This window comes from Sphingomonas rhizophila (genome assembly GCF_014396585.1).
Lineage (GTDB): Bacteria > Pseudomonadota > Alphaproteobacteria > Sphingomonadales > Sphingomonadaceae > Sphingomicrobium > Sphingomicrobium rhizophilum.
This window is the reverse complement of the sequence record NZ_CP060717.1, coordinates 836,039-850,558: the sequence shown is the minus strand read 5'-3', so window position 1 is coordinate 850,558 and position 14,520 is coordinate 836,039. Positions and strand designations below refer to the sequence as shown.

16 protein-coding genes are annotated in these 14,520 nt (G+C 66.1%); 6 read left to right on the top strand and 10 right to left on the bottom strand.

Annotated elements, in window-relative coordinates:
- Positions 1-48 precede the first annotated feature (48 nt).
- From gatB to H9L12_RS04140, 4 genes are read right to left on the bottom strand one after another with little or no spacing between them, the layout of a single operon-like run.
- Positions 49-1,518, bottom strand: a complete 1,470-nt coding sequence (gene gatB, locus H9L12_RS04155; protein ID WP_187542742.1) for an Asp-tRNA(Asn)/Glu-tRNA(Gln) amidotransferase subunit GatB — start codon at positions 1,516-1,518, stop codon at positions 49-51.
- Positions 1,509-2,990, bottom strand: coding sequence for an Asp-tRNA(Asn)/Glu-tRNA(Gln) amidotransferase subunit GatA (gene gatA, locus H9L12_RS04150; RefSeq protein WP_187542741.1), 1,482 nt, complete (start codon positions 2,988-2,990; stop codon positions 1,509-1,511). Before gatA ends, gatB begins: the two co-directional genes overlap by 10 nt.
- Complete coding sequence (gatC, locus tag H9L12_RS04145; protein WP_187542740.1) at positions 2,990-3,277, bottom strand: Asp-tRNA(Asn)/Glu-tRNA(Gln) amidotransferase subunit GatC; 288 nt, start codon at positions 3,275-3,277, stop codon at positions 2,990-2,992. The genes gatA and gatC overlap by 1 nt, the downstream gene beginning before the upstream one ends.
- 39 nt (positions 3,278-3,316) lie before the next feature.
- Positions 3,317-5,023: a DUF4153 domain-containing protein gene (locus H9L12_RS04140; RefSeq protein WP_187542739.1), complete on the bottom strand. Its 1,707-nt coding sequence runs from the start codon at positions 5,021-5,023 to the stop codon at positions 3,317-3,319.
- A gap of 156 nt (positions 5,024-5,179) precedes the next feature.
- Between H9L12_RS04140 and H9L12_RS04135 the strand changes: the two genes are divergently transcribed.
- The 3 genes from H9L12_RS04135 to H9L12_RS04125 are packed head-to-tail and all read left to right on the top strand — an operon-like array spanning position 5,180 to position 7,659.
- Positions 5,180-6,277, top strand: a complete 1,098-nt coding sequence (locus H9L12_RS04135; RefSeq protein ID WP_187542738.1) for a DUF3089 domain-containing protein — start codon at positions 5,180-5,182, stop codon at positions 6,275-6,277.
- The gene (gene ruvX / locus H9L12_RS04130) at positions 6,274-6,750 is read left to right on the top strand and encodes a Holliday junction resolvase RuvX (RefSeq protein ID WP_187542737.1); all 477 of its coding nucleotides are present in this window, start codon (positions 6,274-6,276) and stop codon (positions 6,748-6,750) included. Before H9L12_RS04135 ends, ruvX begins: the two co-directional genes overlap by 4 nt.
- Before the next feature lie 12 nt (positions 6,751-6,762).
- Positions 6,763-7,659 (top strand): aspartate carbamoyltransferase catalytic subunit, encoded by an 897-nt coding sequence (locus H9L12_RS04125; RefSeq protein ID WP_246450593.1) that lies wholly within the window; start codon positions 6,763-6,765, stop codon positions 7,657-7,659.
- A 3-nt stretch (positions 7,660-7,662) separates the two neighbouring features.
- On the opposite strand, the gene H9L12_RS04120 is transcribed toward H9L12_RS04125, so the two are convergent.
- The 4 genes from H9L12_RS04120 to H9L12_RS04105 are packed head-to-tail and all read right to left on the bottom strand — an operon-like array spanning position 7,663 to position 10,521.
- Entirely contained in the window at positions 7,663-8,091 is a 429-nt protein-coding gene (locus tag H9L12_RS04120; protein ID WP_187542735.1) for an SPOR domain-containing protein, read from the bottom strand.
- Entirely contained in the window at positions 8,088-9,080 is a 993-nt protein-coding gene (locus H9L12_RS04115; protein WP_187542734.1) for a tetratricopeptide repeat protein, read from the bottom strand. The genes H9L12_RS04120 and H9L12_RS04115 overlap by 4 nt, the downstream gene beginning before the upstream one ends.
- A 19-nt stretch (positions 9,081-9,099) precedes the next feature.
- Positions 9,100-9,783: a hypothetical protein gene (locus H9L12_RS04110; RefSeq protein ID WP_187542733.1), complete on the bottom strand. Its 684-nt coding sequence runs from the start codon at positions 9,781-9,783 to the stop codon at positions 9,100-9,102.
- An 18-nt stretch (positions 9,784-9,801) separates the two neighbouring features.
- Entirely contained in the window at positions 9,802-10,521 is a 720-nt protein-coding gene (locus H9L12_RS04105) for a ParA family protein (protein ID WP_187542732.1), read from the bottom strand.
- A 120-nt stretch (positions 10,522-10,641) separates the two neighbouring features.
- On the opposite strand from H9L12_RS04105, the gene H9L12_RS04100 reads away from it, so the two are divergent.
- The gene (locus H9L12_RS04100; RefSeq protein WP_246450591.1) at positions 10,642-11,532 is read left to right on the top strand and encodes an SPOR domain-containing protein; all 891 of its coding nucleotides are present in this window, start codon (positions 10,642-10,644) and stop codon (positions 11,530-11,532) included.
- Here the strand turns inward: H9L12_RS04100 and serB are convergent.
- Complete coding sequence (serB, locus tag H9L12_RS04095; RefSeq protein ID WP_187542731.1) at positions 11,426-12,409, bottom strand: phosphoserine phosphatase SerB; 984 nt, start codon at positions 12,407-12,409, stop codon at positions 11,426-11,428. The two genes, H9L12_RS04100 and serB, sit on opposite strands and share 107 nt — an antisense overlap.
- Here serB and miaA point away from each other — a divergent pair.
- On the top strand, positions 12,402-13,334 hold the full coding sequence (gene miaA / locus H9L12_RS04090) for a tRNA (adenosine(37)-N6)-dimethylallyltransferase MiaA (protein ID WP_187542730.1): 933 nt from the start codon (positions 12,402-12,404) through the stop codon (positions 13,332-13,334). The genes serB and miaA overlap by 8 nt on opposite strands.
- 9 nt (positions 13,335-13,343) lie before the next feature.
- A complete protein-coding gene (ilvC, locus tag H9L12_RS04085; RefSeq protein WP_187542729.1) occupies positions 13,344-14,315 on the top strand; it encodes a ketol-acid reductoisomerase in 972 nt (323 codons plus the stop codon).
- Here the strand turns inward: ilvC and H9L12_RS04080 are convergent.
- Positions 14,312-14,485: a hypothetical protein gene (locus H9L12_RS04080; protein ID WP_187542728.1), complete on the bottom strand. Its 174-nt coding sequence runs from the start codon at positions 14,483-14,485 to the stop codon at positions 14,312-14,314. The genes ilvC and H9L12_RS04080 overlap by 4 nt on opposite strands.
- Between the last annotated feature and the right edge of the window lie 35 nt (positions 14,486-14,520).

Here is a 14,520-nt window from a genome sequence, read left to right as displayed (position 1 = left end):
CCCCGGAACGCCGCGAAACTGCGCGAACCTTTGAAGTAAAACAAGGCCCTAGCTTAGCTTGGCCCGCAATCGCTCGTTGACGATCTGGGGATTGGCCTTGCCCGCCATCGCCTTCATCGTCTGGCCCACGAAGAAGCCGAACAACTGCTCCTTGCCCGCCTTATATTGCTCCACCTTGTCGGCATTGGCGGCGAGGATTCTGTCGATCTCGGCATCAATCGCGCCGGTGTCGCTCGTCTGCTTCAGACCCTCGCGTTCGACGATGGCGCCAGCGGGGTCGCCGCTCTCCAGCATCTTTTCGAAGACCGTCTTGGCGATCGATCCGCTGATCGTCCCGTCGGCTACCAGCTTGAGGAGGTCCGCCGCGTGCGCCGGCGACACCGGGCACTCGGCGATCGATACGCCAAGCCGGTTGAGCGCGCCGAATAGCTCGGCGACTACCCAGTTCGACGCCTGTTTCGGATCGACGTCGTTGGACAGCAAGGCGTCGAACCAGCCCGCGGTCTCCACCTCGGCGGTCAGCACCGAGGCATTGTAGGCGGAAATGCCCATCAACTCGTAGCGCTTGCGCTTCGCGTCCGGCAGCTCCGGCAGCGACTTGCGGCACTCATCGAGGAATGCGTCGTCCAGCTCGAGCGGCAACAAGTCAGGATCGGGGAAGTAGCGATAGTCATGCGCGTCTTCCTTCGACCGAAGCGTGCGCGTGACGTTCTTGTCCGGATCGTAGAGTCGCGTTTCCTGGGCGACGGTGCCGCCCTCTTCGATCAAGTCGACCTGACGCCGCGCCTCATGCTCGATCACCGCCATGACGAAGCGGACCGAGTTGACGTTCTTGGTCTCGGTCCGGGTACCGAATTCGTCACCCGGCTTGCGCACGCTGACGTTGACGTCGGCGCGCATCGAGCCTTCTTCCATGTTCCCGTCGCACGAGCCGACGTAACGCAGAATGGCGCGCAGCTTGCGCAGGTAAGCCCCCGCCTCGGCCGGCGAGCGCATGTCGGGCTTCGACACGATTTCCATCAGCGCGACGCCCGAGCGGTTGAGATCGACGTAGCTCATCGTCGGATGCTGGTCGTGCATCAGCTTGCCCGCATCCTGCTCGACGTGGATCCGCTCGACGCCGATCGTCCGCGCGCTGCTCTCGTCCTTCTCATCGAGGAGGACGGTCACTTCGCCCTCGCCCACCAGCGGATGGTAGAGCTGCGAAATCTGGTAGCCCTGCGGAAGGTCGGCGTAGAAATAGTTCTTCCGGTCGAAGCGCGACCATTTGTTGATCTTGGCGTCGATCGCCATGCCGGTGCGCACCGCCTGCCGGATGCACTCGCGGTTCGGCACCGGCAACATCCCCGGCATCGCCGCGTCCACCAGCGACACCTGCGTGTTCGGCTCCGCACCGAAGGCGGTCGCCGCGCCGCTGAACAACTTGGCGTTGCTGACGACCTGCGCGTGGACTTCGAGGCCGATCACGACCTCCCATTCGCCGGTTTCGCCTTTGATCCGATAGTCGCTCACCACCACTTCTCCGCGCGCGCCGTGAAGCCGGCGCGTTCCTCGATCGCCAGGCCGGCATTGAGCACGCCCTGTTCGTCCAGTTCATTGCCGATGAGGTGCAGGCCGAGCGGCAGCCCCTGCCCGTCCAGCCCGCCCGGAACGCTCATCGCCGGAAGACCCGCAAGGCTCGCCGGGACCGCGAACACATCATTGAGGTACATCGCCAGCGGATCGCTCATCTTCTCGTTCAATCCGAATGCCGCCGACGGCGCGGTCGGGGTCAGGATCAGGTCGCACTGGCGGAAGGCGTCGCGGAAATCCCGCTTGATCAGGGTGCGGACCTTCTGCGCCTTGTTGAAATAAGCGTCGTAGAAACCGGCCGACAGAACGTAAGTGCCGATCATGATGCGGCGCTTCACCTCTGCGCCGAAACCGGCCTCGCGCGTAGCGGAATACATCGCGTCGAGGTTCCCGCCCTCCGGCGTCTCCCGCAGACCGTAGCGAACCCCGTCGTACCGCGCGAGGTTCGACGACGCCTCGGCGGGGGCGATGATGTAATAGGTCGGCAGCGCATATTTGGTGTGCGGCAGGCTGATCGGCACGACTTCCGCGCCGGCATCCTTCAGCCATTCGATGCCGCGGTCCCAGATCGCGTTGATCTCGTCGGGAACGCCGTCGATGCGATATTCCTTGGGAATTCCGACCTTCTTGCCCTTGAGGTCGCTCGACAATCCCGCTTCCCACTGCGGCACCGGCAGGTCGAGCGAGGTCGCGTCCTTCGGATCGAAGCCGGTCATATTTTCCAGCAAGATCGCGCAATCGCGTACCGTCCGTGCCATCGGCCCGGCCTGGTCGAGCGACGAGGCGAAGGCGACGATGCCCCAACGGCTGCAACGTCCGTAGGTCGGCTTGATACCCGAAATCCCGGTGAAAGCCGCCGGCTGGCGGATCGAGCCGCCGGTGTCGGTGCCGGTCACGCCCGGCGCGAGGCCCGCCGACACCGCCGCCGCCGATCCGCCCGAGCTTCCGCCTGGGGTCAGCGCGGCATTGCCGCCGTCGTTGCGCTTCCACGGGCTGATCACCGGGCCGTAGGCGCTGGTTTCGTTCGACGAGCCCATCGCGAACTCGTCCATGTTGAGCTTGCCGAGCATGCCGGCGCCGGCGGCCTTGAGCTTGCCCGACACGGTGGATTCATAGGGCGGCTTGAAGCCACGCAAGATGTTCGACCCCGACGTGCTGTCCACGCCCTCGGTCGCGAACAGGTCCTTGATGCCCAGCGGAATGCCCGACAGCGGCTTGAGGTCGCCCGAAGCGCGCGCCGCATCGGCAGCGTCAGCCGCGACCAGCGCCGCGTCCGGCGTCTCAATAGTGTAGGCGTTGAGCGAGCGGGCCGCGACGATGGCATCGTTGAAGCTGGTCGCGATTTCGCGCGCGCTGAATTCGCCGGCGCGGAAGCCGTCGCGAAGCTCGGTCAGCGTCTTGAGGTTGAGGTCGCCCACTATTCGATCACCTTCGGCACGGCGAAGAAGCCGTGTTGCGCGTCCGGCGCGTTGCTGAGCACCGCGTCGCGGCAATCGCCGTCGTTGACGACGTCGTCGCGAAGGCGAAGCTGGTTGTCGATGACCGCGGTCAGCGGCTCGACGCCGTCGGTGTTGACCTCGCCCAGCTGTTCGACCCAGCCGAGGATGTTGTTCAGCTCCGGCACCATTCGTTCGATCTCCGCATCGCCCAGCGCGAGCCGGGCGAGCTTGGCGACGTGGAGCACATCTTTTTCGGTGACAGACATGGGGCGCGGCTAGCAGGACGCCCCCACCCCATCAACCGCCTATTCGAACGGATCGCCGACGGGCTTCCCGTCGACAAAGGCCTGCCGCCGTTTAACCGTCCGCACCTCGATCCGCGCCTTTTCCAGATTGTCGACCTTCGGGAACAGGTTCCGGTCGGCGGCGGCAGTCTCGATGTCGCCCGGATTGCGGGAAAGATCGACGACATTCGCCATCGCGACCTTTCCGCCTCCCTGCCACACCACCAACAGCCTGGTTGCGTCGATACGCATCACCGAACATGGCGACTGCTCGATGCACCCCCCGAAGTCGGCCAGATGCTGCCGGACGTTCGGGGTCAGTTCGATGTCAGGCGAAAGCAGCCGTACCCGGCGGTCGATAGTGGCCTGATGGCGGACTTTCTCGGTCGTTTCATAAAGCTTGTACCGGTTGGTGGCTGTCAATGCCGCACTGGCCATCCGGCCCAGTTCGGTGGCGGGATTTGTCGCGATCCGCTGCAACGCTTCGCGGCCAGCAGGTCCGAAATCGAACGCCAACGCGGTCCAATCGAACTCGGCCGGCGGCACCTTTCCGCCTTGCAGTCGCGCGACCTGCGACCTGGTGCTGATCGCGCCGAAATCGACAATCGGCAGGGCTAGAAACAGCGCGAGGCCGCAGAGGCCCACCGCTAGGCGTTTCTGGTTCGCCCGAACCACCCCATCGAATTGGCCACGGCCGCGCCACAGCGCCCACCAGTTGGAAACGCCGAAGGCGATGGCAATCAGGCAAGCAGTGACCCCCCACAGCCGCTCGGGCGTCCAGCCATATTGGCCGACACGCATACCCATCGACACCAGCGCCAGGGTGCCAAGCGGCAATACCGCGACCAGCAAGACGACTTCGGTGAAGCGCCATAACTTTCCTTGGCCACGGTCGTCGCGCGAATCGCCGATCACCGCGTTGAGGAAGACAAAGGCGAAACCGGCGGCCGATAGCAGCAGAGGCGTCTCGGGAAGCCCCGATTTCCACAGGCCACCGAACCCGGTCACGGGCAAGGCCACTAGGTAAACGGCAAGGGCGCATGCCAGGACCGGCGCCAGGACCGAAAAGACCAGCATCACCAGCCGTTGGAGAGTGCCAAGCAGCGGGTCGCGTTCGCGAAGGACCGCGCTGGCGGCGCCGAACGCCGCCCCTGCCATCGAGAATGCGAACAGGCCTTCTTCAAGCAGGTCCTTCAATAGGGAAATGCCGATGGCGTCGAAGAGCGAGCCCAGCAGGAAGGCGACCGAGAACGTAAGGCCGGTAAACGCCAGGCTGGCCCCGCCGATGATGCCGTCCGTCCAGGCGTAACGATGGACCTTTTCGTACGGAAGCGAACGCCCGCCTTCGTCACGCATGGTCTGGAACAGCGGCGCGGCAATTCCGACGGCGAGCAATCCCGACAGGAAGGGGAATTCAACGACGTCGCCCGCGCGGGAATAAGCCCCGGTCGAATAGCCGACGAGGGCGATGACCATTCCCCAGCAAAGCGCGAACGCCGCCGCCCAGGTCCAGCGGGTCTTTTCGGCGGTGATCAGGAACGAGAGGGCTGCCACGCCGAACCCCGCCGCGGCGGCCTGACGCAGGAGGACGGTCGCCGAAATCGGCTGTTCGTAATTGAGGTCGTCGACCAGAAGGTAGAAGATGAAGGCTGAGGCCGCGCCTATCGCGGCCATGATCCACGGGCGCTGTGGCCAATCTTCCCGTTCCGTCCCGTTCTGTGCAGTCATGCCTGTCCCCCTGTTCGTGCGGAATGTGCCGTCCGAAATTTCGGTTCGCAATGCGGCAGAGGTGGCAGGGAAACATGAGCCCGGGGTGAGGATTCGGTGAAATCGCCGCTGATCGCTCGGGTTGCCGATGCCGAGGCGCCCCGCTAGGCGGCGCCGATGCTTGCTCGCCGCTTCCTTGGTTGCGTCTTCGTCCTTGCCCTGCTGGCCGTGGCCGGCGGGTTTGCGGTGTATCAGTTCGGCGGCCGGGCGCTTGTCAGGATGAGTACCCCGCACGGCCACTTCGAACCGCAGCCGCCCGGCAGTGGCCCGGATTATGCACAGACCGCGAACTGGCTGGACTCGGCGGCAAGCTGGGAACCCGACGGCGCGCCCATCGACAAGCGTGTCGGTCCGGCACCCGCCGCGACCTTCTACATCCACCCGACGACATACCTTGAAACGGACCGCTGGAACGCGCCACTCCTGCCCGACGGCGAAACCGAGGCGCGGACCCAGCTATTTGTCCGCCACCAGGCGAGCGCATTCACTGGGGAAAGCCAGGTCTGGGCACCGCGATATCGGCAGGCCGCCTTTGGTGCGTTCCTGCTCAGGACCGCCGATGCGAAGAAGGCGCTCGACCTCGCCTACGGGGACGTGGCCAGGGCGTTCGAGACCTTCCTTGCCGCGAATGGTGGACGGCCCATCATTCTGGCCGGGCACAGCCAAGGTGCGCTCCACCTCCTGCGCCTGCTGAAAGACAAGAAAGACATACTGAAAGGGCGGTTGATCGCTGCCTACGTGATCGGCTGGCCGGTCGGAATCACCGCCGACCTGCCGGCCACCGGCCTCGCCCCGTGCCAACTCGCCAACAGCACTGGATGCGTGCTGAGCTGGCAGACCTTCAAGGCGCCGGCCAACCCGGCGCTCGTGCTCAACAGCTGGGTCGGCACTGAAGGGCTCGCCGGCAGGCCCCGCACTCGCGCGGATATATTGTGCGTCGACCCGGTGAGTGGTTCGATCAACGGGAGGAGCGCGGCCAGCGCCAATCCCGGGACATTGGCCCCAGATGCCGCCTTCACCACCGCGACGCTCGAGCGCGGCCAGGTCGGCGCGGCGTGCGATCACGGCTTCCTGACGGCCGACGGCAACATTCCGTCGCTCGGCAATTTCGCCCTGCCCGGCAACAACCTCCATCCCTATGATTACGCGCTCTATTGGGGCGCGCTGCGGGCCGACGTGGCCCGACGCACGAACGCCTTCGAGGCCGCGAAGTGATCCACGCCTCGGCGATCACCTTCGCCGAAGCCCTCGGTCCGGATGGCGGGCGGCTGGGTGGCCTCGACATCGGGACCAAGACGGTGGGGCTGGCGACGTGCGATGCGGGCTGGGCATTCGCCACGCCATCTGGCGTGCTGAAGCGCACAAAGTTCACCGCCGACCTCGAAGCGCTGCGCCGCTTTGTCGCCGATCATGACCTGAAGGGCCTGGTGGTCGGCCTGCCGCTCAACATGGACGGCAGTGATTCCCCGCGGACTCAATCGGTACGCGCCTTTGCCCGCAACCTGGCGCCACTCGCCCTCCCCATCCTGCTGTGGGACGAGCGCTGGTCGACGGTCGCGGTCGAACGCGCGATGCTGGAAGCGGACATGAGCCGCGCCAAGCGCGCCGAAAAGGTCGACGCCCACGCCGCCGCCCACATCCTGCAAGGCGCGATCGATGCGCTGGCGCATTTGCCGGACGCCCGCTAGGCGATGCGGTCGATGGACCTGATTTCGATCGACGACCTGGATGACGCGACCATCGCGACGATCCTCGACGAGGGCGAGCGCTGGTTCGACTATAACCGCCAGCGGCGACGCAACGATCATCGTCTCGACGGCCTGACGGTTATCAACGCCTTCTTCGAAAATTCGACGCGGACCCTGCTGTCGTTCGAGATCGCCGCCAACCGCCTCGGCGCGCAGGTCGTGACGATGCAGGTCGAAATGAGCTCGATCAAGAAGGGCGAGACCCTCGACGATACCGCCCGGACGCTCAACGCGATGAGGCCCGACGCCATCGTCATCCGCCACGCGTTGACCGGCGCCCCGGCGAACATCGCCCGGCTGATGGATTGCCCGGTGATCAATGCCGGCGACGGTACGGGCGAGCATCCGACCCAGGCGCTACTCGATGCGGCAACCATTCGCCAACATTTCGGTCGGATCGAAGGACTTAAGGTCGCGATTTGCGGCGATATCCGCCACAGCCGTGTCGCCCACAGCAACGCGAAGCTGTTGCAGCGCTTTGGCGCCGAACTCCGCTTCGCCGCCCCGCCTCCCCTGGCCGAAGCAAATGTCGCCAACCTGTCGATCGACGATGCCGTCGACGGCGCGGACGTCGTGATGATGCTCCGGATCCAGCGCGAGCGGCTGGATGAGGAACTGGGCGACGCGCCGGGAGAATTCCTGGCGCGCTACGGATTGACCCTCGATCGTTTCGCCCGCGCCAATGCCAATGCGGTAGTGATGCACCCCGGTCCGATCAACCGCGGCGTGGAGATCGACGGCACATTGGCAGACCATGCCGAGCGATCGCTGATCGTCCGGCAAGTTGAAATGGGCGTTGCGGTCCGGATGGCGTGCCTCGACCTGCTGACGGCCGATCGAGGCAGCTAGAGATTAGCGCGAGGCGAACTCGACCGGCGCGTCACCCGATTCGTTGCGAACGAAGCAGGCGCGGCCGGAACGCTTGAGCGACGCGCACAGGGCGATCGCTTCGCGGTTGCTGGCGAAACCCTTCACCGACAGGCGGTAGAAGGTGCCGCGAGCGCCTTCGAAGCGGGCGGAGTGCGGCTGATAGCCACGCAGCGACGCGAACTTGGCGCTCGCCGTGTTCCAGGCGGTGCTGATCCGGTCGCGAGACGAGTAGGCCCCAAGCTGGACGACCGCACGACTCCCACCGGTGCGGAGTGCAGCATGGCGGAACTGCGGGATCGATTCCGATAGCCGGACCGCGGCCGGGCTCAACGCCGGGCGAGCCTGGTTGAGCTTGACCGGCTGGGGCTTCGGAACCGAAGCGACGCGAACCGGTGCTACGGCCGGAGTCACCGGTGCAATTTTAACCGAGGCCGGAGCGGCGGCGACCGCGACCGGCGCCATCGGTGCGATCGGCGCGACACGGACAGGCGTCGCGGGAGCAGTCGCGGCAACAGAGACCGGCGCGGGAATCGGCTCTGCCTTGACCACGACGACCGGCGCAGGCGCCGGCGCTGCCTTGACCACGGCGACTGGTGCGGGGGCGGCGACGGGGCCTTGGCCGCGGCCATGCGTGCCTTGGCGGCGGCCTTCTTCACGGCGAGACGGATCGGCTGGCCCGCATCAGACGCGGCCGGGCTGACGCCGATGAAGCTTGCGACCGCGACGCCGGGTTTGCCCGGCTTCGTCAGCGCGCGGAATTGTTCCAGGCGTTCCTCAACCTGGTCGCCCGGGACGTCCTGTTCGACGACCGTGCGCGACATTACCCAGTTGCCAGCAAGCGCATAGGCCAGCGCCAGGTTCTGGCGAAGACGTGGATCGGCGTTCTGAGCGCGGGCCGCCGGCTCCATGACCTGTACGGCCTGGTCAGGGCGTCCGGCGAGCGCGACCGCGAGGCCGAGGTCGGCCGGATCGAGCAGTTCCTGCGAAGCGGTGAGGTTGGCGAGCGCGTCGGCATTCTTGCCCTGCGCGGTCTGCACCAGCGCCAGCTTCAGCGCGACCTGCGGCTGGTTGGCGAATAGCGACAGCGAATCGGCATACGCCGCTTCAGCCGACGCGAACCGTCCGGCGGCGAGGTAAGCGTTACCGAGCAAGGCCCGGAAGCCGGCGTCGGTCGGGCTGTTTTCGACCGCACGCTCGGCCAACTTGATGGCCGTGGGAACGTCGTTCGACGCCAGCGCCATCTGCGCGCGGGTTGCCAGGCCGATGTTGGAGCTGTCGATCTTCTGCCCGAAAATCGTCTTGCCATACATCGCGGACTTGGTCCCGGGGCTTGCGCAGCCGGCCAATGCCCCGACGAGGCCGATCGCGGTAAGGGTAACTCCCAGTCGATACGGCTTCATGTCCCCACTCCCTCGAGTATTATTTGCTCGCGTGCTTCTTTGGCGCCCGTTCGGCCATTCCGTCCAGTTCGGGCATTGCCGCCAGCAGCGAATCCAACGCTTCAGTCACCAGCATCTGGGCCGACCGACCATCGACCGCGCACGCCAGGCGCAGTTTCAGGTGGCGGGCAGCGTCCAGCCGAAGCGTGAACGCGGCCTTGCCCTTGCTCCCCGGCGCAGCGCGCGGACGGCGCGGGCGGGCGTGGCGGACGGCAACGGCCGGGAACGGCACGGGCGGGTTTTCCGCCTTCCGCTCGGACGGCTTGACCTGCAGGGGCGACACATCGCCGTCGGTCTCCGGATCATAGGCTTCGGCGGTCTCGTCGATTTCTTCCTCGTCGACGGCCCCTTCCTCGATCCCCATGCGACCGACGATCTCGGCCTGCTGGTCATGGACCGGCGAAGCGACGGGGGTCAGCGCAGCAATCGGATTGCGCAGCGACGGATTGCCGATCTCCTCGCCGAACGCATCATGTTCGTCGTCGCGGATCGGAGTGACGGCGGGCTTGGGGGCTTCGAAGCCCATGTCGTTCCAGCCGAGGTCTTCAAGACCGGCGGATCCGATTTGGCCGAAACCCTGGGGACGCATGGCGGGACGCGCCGCACCCTTGCGGGCAAGCAGCCCGGAGGAGAGCGATGCGAAGGCCTTGGGTTCACTGGACATGTGGGTATGCCTCCGAACTTAACCGACGACCCGGCGACCGAAGCCGCCGACGGGGCGCGGACTGGCCGCGCTGATGCCCGGAGCGGCGTTCGGCGCGGCAAAGACGGTACGGCGGAAATTCTTCTCAAGCCGGTCGGAAATGTAATCCCAAAGCTCGACGATCTCGCGGGCCGAGCGGCCGGTGGGATCGATTTCCATCACGGTGCGGCCGTCGATCATCGAGGCAGCGAAGTCGGTGCGGTGATGGACGGTGACGGGGGCAACCGTGCCATGCTGCGACAGGGCGACCGCCGCTTCATAGGTGATCTTGGCCTTGGGCGTCGCAGCGTTGACGACGAAAATCAGCGGCTTGCCGGCGCGGTCGCAAAGGTCGACGGTGGCGCCGACGGCGCGCAGGTCGTGCGGCGACGGGCGGGTCGGGATGACGATCAGTTCGGCGACCGCGATGACCGACTGGATCGCCATGGTGATCGCCGGCGGTGTATCGATGACCGCCAGCCGGAAGCCTTGCTGGCGAAGAACTTCAAGATCCGACGCGAGCCGCGCGACCGTGGTCTGCGCAAAGGCGGGCATGTCGTCCTGCCGTTCATTCCACCAGTCGGCGAGAGAGCCCTGCGGGTCGATATCGATCAAGCAGACCGGACCGGCCCCTGCCAGCTGCGCTTGCACCGCAAGATGGCCGGACAGGGTCGTTTTGCCCGAACCGCCCTTCTGCGATGCCATTGCCAGAACGCGCATTCTATTCCCCTCGTCATGTGACGCATGTTCGAAGCTGCCACTTGCCGCCAAAGGCTCTAATTATTGGTTAATGTGCTCACGACCCTGTTGCCGATGCCGCACCGGCGATTAGGGTAGGCCATGGCCGCAACACGACTTGCACGACTGACGATGGGCGCGGCGGGATTTTTTGCGCTCATGACGTCAACGTTCGTCGCGGCGCAAACCGTCAATTCCGGCATCCAGGCGTGGCAAAAGGGCGAATTCGCCGCCGCAGTCGCGGCATGGAAGCCGCTCGCCGCCAGGGGTGACGCCGACGCCGCCTTCAATCTCGCCCAGGCCTACCGCCTCGGCAAGGGCGTGCCTGTCAACCTGTCGACCGCGCAGAGCCTGTATGAAAAAGCCGCGAAGGCCGGACATGTCGACGCCGCCACCAGCCTGGGAATCCTGCTTTTCCAGAATGGTGACCGCGCGGGTGCGATGCGCTGGCTCCAGCAGGCGGCGGTTGCCGGGGAACCACGGGCCCTGCTGCTTTACGGGACAGCGCTGTTTAATGGCGACGGAGTCAAGGCCGATCCGGTCACGGCCTACGCCTACGTCAGCAGAGCCGCGGCGCAGGGACTTGCCCCCGCCCGCGCCACGCTGGCCGACATGGATGCGATGATCCCGCTCAAGCAGCGCCAGAAAGGACTGGCCCTGGCCAGGGCGGCGGCGGCGGCGGCGAAAACAAGTGCCCGGCCGGTCGCGAATGAAGCGCCGGCGAAGATCGCTCCTGCACCAACGGCATTAAAAACTGCGCCGGTGTCCGGCGGCTGGCGCATCCAACTCGGAGCTTTTTCGAAACGGTCGTCCGCCGAATCCCTGTTTCGAAGCGTCTCGGGCTCGTTGAGCGGGCGCCAAGCCTTTTACGTGCAAGCGGGCGCCGTCACCCGCCTCCAGGTCGGCCCCTTCGCCAGTCGCGCCGAAGCATCCGCCGCGTGCAAGCGCCTCCAAGGGCGCGGCCAGGCCTGTTTCGAAGTGCCGGCGCGCTAGCCGCGCTCGATCCAATCCGCGCGGGAATTCCCAGCGACCAGAGGAGCGCGTCGAGGGAATGATTGAGCAGGACCGCGTCGGCGACCTCCGCCAGCGCCGGCTTGGGCCGGTAGCCTATCCCAAGCCCGGCCAGCTTGATCATCGCCGAATCGTTGGCTCCGTCGCCGATCGCCATGGTCTGCGAACGTCCAAGCTGCAGTGACTCTTTCGTTTCCCGAAGAACGGAGGCCTTGCGCGCACCATCAACGATGCCACCGACGGTGCGGCCGGTCAGCTTTCCCTTTTCGACCTCCAGCCGGTTGGCGTAGACGTAGGCATAACCGAGATCGCGCGCGACCGGCTCCGCGAATGCGGTGAACCCGCCGGTGACGAGAACGGTCGTCACGTCCCGCGCGTTCAGCGTTCCCACCAGTGTCGCCGCGCCCGGATTGGGGGAAACGCGTTCGGTAAGGCAGCGGCCGATGACGTTCTCGTCCAGCCCTCTCAGCAGCGCGACCCGCTCCGCAAGCGCCCCGCCGAAATCGAGCTCGCCGCGCATGGCCCGCTCGGTAATGTCCGCGACCTGCGGCTTCACACCGGCATAGTCGGCAAGCTCGTCGATGCATTCCTGGCCGATCATCGTCGAATCCATGTCGGCGACGAACAGCCGTTTCGAACGGTCGCCATCGGCATGGGGAATGATGTCGACCGATTCCCACCCTTCCAACGCCGAGCGGATGGCTTCCCCGCCTCCAGCGATGGCAAGGTCGACCGCGTCGCCTTCATCGATCCAGCTCGACACTTCCGCGGCCAGCCCGGCGGCGGACAGGCGATCCAAAGCGCCATGCAGCAAGCTTTCATCGAGCCGGCCGGCTGCTATCAGCGTCGCGATGGTCAACGGCCTTCCTCCTCTCGCCCTCATCGCCGGTCCAACCGCCAGCGGCAAGAGCGCGCTGGCGCTGGCGCTCGCCGAACGGACGGGCGGCGTCATCATTAATGCCGATAGCGCGCAGATTTACCGCGACTTGCCGATCCTGAGCGCCATGCCGTCGGCCGGAGAGCAGGCTCGCGTGGAACATCGGCTCTACGGGGTCCGCGATGGGGCCACGCCATGCTCGGCCGCGGAATGGGCAAAACTAGCCAAAGCCGAGATCGACAAGGTCCACGCACAGGGTCGCCTGCCGATCCTGGTCGGCGGGACGGGGCTCTACATCCGGACACTGCTGGACGGTATCGCCCCCGTACCTTCGATAGATCCCGAGGTGCGCCTGGCTGTCAGGTCGGCCGCAACGGCCCGAAACTACGGAGAGCTTTCGAGGCTCGATCCCGCGGCCGCAGCGTCGCTCCATGCCGCCGACGCTACCCGCGTCGCGCGTGCACTGGAGGTCATCCGCTCCACGGGCCGCACGTTGAAATCATGGCAATCGGACAAGGTCGGCGGCATCGTCGCCATGGTGTCCCTGCGCCCGCTCATCCTTTTGCCGCCGCGCGACTGGCTCTACGCGCGATGCGACCAGCGGTTCATGACCATGGTCGACGCCGGTGCCTTAAGCGAAGTCAGCAAGTTGGCGGATCGAAATCTTGACCCCAACCTGCCCGTCATGCGCGCCATCGGCGTCCCGGAGCTTCGCAGGCTCCTGGCTGGCGAGATCGATCGCGGTCAGGCGCTCGCTGCCGGAGCGCAAGCGACCCGTCGATATGCGAAGCGGCAGTATACATGGTTCGCCCACCAGCCGCCGGCGGCATGGCCGCGCTTCACCAGGCCGTTGGACGACCCAAACGCCATCGAAGCGGCGCTGGCCCTGCTCGACCCGAGGCAGTAGTGTCGAGCGATGGACCTCATCCGAGACGATGCCATCGATCCCACTCCGCTCGCCGGCAAAAGGATTGCGATCCTCGGCTACGGCAACCAGGGACGCGCGCAGGCCCTGAACCTTGCCGATGGCGGCTACGACGTGGTGGTCGGCCTTCGCGATCGTTCGCAAAGCCTCGCCAGGGTGGAGGTCGACGGGCTTGCCGCCCTGTCCCTCGGCGACGCCGTCGACGGCGCCGATGTCGTCATGCTCCTCGCCCCGGATGAAACCTTGGGCGAGCTCTACCGGTCGATCGAGCCACGCCTGAAAGCCGGCGCCGCGCTGGGCTTCTCGCACGGCTTGGCGATCAGGTTCGGGCTACTGAAGCCGCGAGCGGACTTGGACGTCTTCATGGTCGCACCCAAGGGTCCAGGCAGTGCGCTCCGTTCCCTGTTCGCCGAAGGCAGGGGAATGATGGGCCTGTTCGCGGCCGAACAGGACGCAACCGGTCATGCGCGTGGAATCGCCCTCGCCTACGGCCGCGCGATCGGGTGCGGCCGGGCCGGCCTTCTGGAAACAAGCTTCGCCGAAGAATGCGAGGCCGACCTGTTCAACGAGCTCGCCGTGGTTTGGGGACCGGTGCCCGAGATACTCGCGGCCGGGTTCGACACGCTCGTCGAGGCCGGTGTCAAACCGGAAATCGCTTATATGGAGTGCGTCGGCGAATTGCGGTTGCTGGCCGACCTGATCGCCGCCCGCGGCATCGCCGGAATGCGCGAGGCGATCAGCAACACGGCGGAACTGGGCGCGGTCATCGGCGGGCCGCGGATCGTCGACGACCGGACGCGCCAGACGATGCGGTCGATTATGCACGAGGTCCGCAGCGGCAGCTTCGCCGAGGCGCTGAAACAGGAGGCCGGCTCGGGCTATCCCAAGCTCACGGAGGCGCGGCGAAGGGCGCGCGAAGCGGCGGTCGAACAGGCGAGATTGTCGCTGGAGCCGAAAGGCTAACCGATCGGGTCGCGCGCCTCGTGTGCGCGTTCTCCGATAGAAGCGCGCTCGACATATTTGCGCTGGAGGACGCGGTGCGCCTCGATCGCGGTTGGGTCGGTCGCGGATTCGGCCAGTTCCATTTCCTCGGCCGCGCGACGAACGAAGTAGATGCGATCCTGCGTGCTCATGGCGCGGACTCCCGAAGAGGCTGCAACCTTATAGC

Excerpts from the sequence above, each read along its gene's own strand:
- gatC (WP_187542740.1), bottom strand. The coding sequence starts at position 3,277 with ATGTCTGTCACCGAAAAAGATGTGCTCCACGTCGCCAAGCTCGCCCGG.
- H9L12_RS04140 (WP_187542739.1), bottom strand. The coding sequence starts at position 5,023 with ATGACTGCACAGAACGGGACGGAACGGGAAGATTGGCCACAGCGCCCG.
- H9L12_RS04135 (WP_187542738.1), top strand. The coding sequence starts at position 5,180 with ATGCTTGCTCGCCGCTTCCTTGGTTGCGTCTTCGTCCTTGCCCTGCTG.
- H9L12_RS04125 (WP_246450593.1), top strand. The coding sequence starts at position 6,763 with ATGGACCTGATTTCGATCGACGACCTGGATGACGCGACCATCGCGACG.
- H9L12_RS04115 (WP_187542734.1), bottom strand. The coding sequence starts at position 9,080 with ATGAAGCCGTATCGACTGGGAGTTACCCTTACCGCGATCGGCCTCGTC.
- H9L12_RS04110 (WP_187542733.1), bottom strand. The coding sequence starts at position 9,783 with ATGTCCAGTGAACCCAAGGCCTTCGCATCGCTCTCCTCCGGGCTGCTT.
- H9L12_RS04105 (WP_187542732.1), bottom strand. The coding sequence starts at position 10,521 with ATGCGCGTTCTGGCAATGGCATCGCAGAAGGGCGGTTCGGGCAAAACG.
- H9L12_RS04100 (WP_246450591.1), top strand. The coding sequence starts at position 10,642 with ATGGCCGCAACACGACTTGCACGACTGACGATGGGCGCGGCGGGATTT.
- miaA (WP_187542730.1), top strand. The coding sequence starts at position 12,402 with ATGGTCAACGGCCTTCCTCCTCTCGCCCTCATCGCCGGTCCAACCGCC.
- ilvC (WP_187542729.1), top strand. The coding sequence starts at position 13,344 with ATGGACCTCATCCGAGACGATGCCATCGATCCCACTCCGCTCGCCGGC.
- H9L12_RS04080 (WP_187542728.1), bottom strand. The coding sequence starts at position 14,485 with ATGAGCACGCAGGATCGCATCTACTTCGTTCGTCGCGCGGCCGAGGAA.